1 protein-coding gene is annotated in these 2,153 nt (G+C 44.2%); it reads left to right on the top strand.

The features are described 5' to 3' along the window. Positions 1-157: 157 nt before the first annotated feature. Positions 158-2,153 (top strand): PAS domain-containing protein (locus tag WBA89_RS21940; RefSeq protein ID WP_424409434.1); only part of this gene is annotated, 1,996 nt, incomplete at its 3' end.

Here is a 2,153-nt window from a genome sequence, read left to right as displayed (position 1 = left end):
CGCGATATGCCGCTTTTGGAGACGATCGCACGCTATATCATCCAAATATATTATTCCGATGCAACCGTCGATGATATAAGTTGGCAGTGAAGGCTTGAGTTTTGTTAGTATTGGCTTGAAAAAGCTCAAGTCCGCAACTGCAAAACATAGAGCCCTTATGTGCATTGATCCCACAGCGATCGATCGACCTCTCGAAACCTGCGAAGCATTAGTAATAGAGCAAAGCGCCAGAATTCGGCAACTCGAAGAGGATTTACAGCAGCAGAGAGAATTGTGCCAGACATTAGCGGCACAACTCAAATCAGTCCAGAATGCCGGCTGTTCGGGTTCCACAACAGAATTGAATCTCGCCGAGGACGATCGCCCTGAGTTAATCGCATCTCTGGAAAAAAGCCAGGAAATGTACCGAACTCTGATTAAAAACTATCCGAATGGCTCGGTATTTTTGTTCGATCGCGATTTGCGCTATACTCTGGTTGACGGTCGAGGTTTGGCAGTAGCTGGTTGGTCTAAAGAACAGTTGGAAGGCAAAACATTGCGGGAAATATCCCCACCTGAAGATTTGCAACTTTTTGAGACTAAATATCGCGCGGCTTTGGCAGGAGAAGAAAATACTTTCGAGTATAAATACCGCGATCGGTTTTATTCAATAATAATTTCTCCCGTCAAAAACGACCACAAAGAAATTTTTGCAGGCATGGTAGTTACTCAAGATATTAGCGAAAAAAAGCAGGCAGAATTCGCGATTGGACGGCTGAAAAACGAGCTAGAAATAAAATATCAAAAGCGCACAGAAGATTTAAGAATAGCCAACCAACAATTGCGAGAAGAAATTATCGATCGCTGGCGCGTCGAAGAATTTTTGCGGGAAAGCCAGCAACAGCTAGAATTGTTTTTTTCTCAATCTTTAGATGGCTTTTTTTTTATGATGCTGGACGATCCAGTGCATTGGAACAATGCCACTGATCAGGAAAAAGTTTTGGATTACGTATTTGCAAACGCGCGCGTGACGAAGGCAAACGATGCTTTTATAGCTCAATACGGAACTACTAGTGAAGAGTTAATGAATCTGACGCTTAACTCTTTCTTAGGACACAACTTAGCAGATGCTAGAGAAATAATCAAACAATTGTTTGATGCTGGCAGAATTCACGTCGAATGTGACAATCGCAAGTTTGACGGGACTCAAATTTGGATCGAAGGTGACTATATTTGCATTTATGATTCCCACGGCAGAATTGTCGGGCATTTTGGCGTGCAGCGCGAGATTAGCGATGCGGTGGCTGCTGCTACGCAACGCAAACAAGCTGAAGCAGCACTGAAAGAAAGCGAAGAAAGATTCCGACAGCTAGCCGAAAACATTGAAAGCGTGTTTTGGATGGTAGGCCTTCAACCGCAGGAAATTATTTATATCAGTCCAGGTTACGAAAAAATTTGGGGCAGAAGCTGTGCTGAATTGTATGCTTGCGGACACTTTTTGGCAGATTCCGTCCATCCAGAAGATCGCTCTGGCGTTGTTGCTACATTCACTAAAAAAATTGTAGCTGAAGACGAGACGGAATATCGAATTGTCAGGCCGGACGGCGAAATTCGCTGGATTCGCGATCGGGCTTTTCCAATTATCAATCAAGCTGGTGAAGTTTACCGCGTTGTTGGCATTGCAGAAGATATTAGCGATCGCAAACAGGCAGAAAAAGCCCTACGTGACAGTGAAGAACGCTTCCGCCAGCTAGCCGAAAATATCCAAGATTCCTTCTGGCTAATTTCTGCTGACTTCACTCATTTATTTTATCTAAGTGCTACTTACGAACAAATCTGGGGGCGCAGCCGCGAAGAATTGTATGCCGAACCCTTAAAAATAATTGAGTGGGTGCATTCAGAAGATCGACATTTTTTGCAAGAGGGACTTCTGCGAGTGTTGCAGGGCGAGTCCACCAGTACCGAATATCGGATTGTTCGGCCAGATGGCACTATTCGCTGGGTGTGCGATCGAGCTTTTCCTATTTACGATGAATCGGGCAATATTTACCGCATCGCTGGTATTTGCGAAGATATTAGCGATCGCAAATTGACTGCTGCCCGCATCCAAGTAGCACTCCGTGAAAAAGAAGTATTGCTCAAAGAAATTCACCACCGAGTCAAAAATAATATGC

It is taken from the genome of Microcoleus sp. (genome assembly GCF_049646505.1).
Taxonomy (GTDB): Bacteria; Cyanobacteriota; Cyanobacteriia; order Cyanobacteriales; family Microcoleaceae; genus Microcoleus.
The sequence above is the reverse complement of the archived record's forward strand: the minus strand, read 5'-3'. Positions and strand labels throughout refer to the sequence as shown.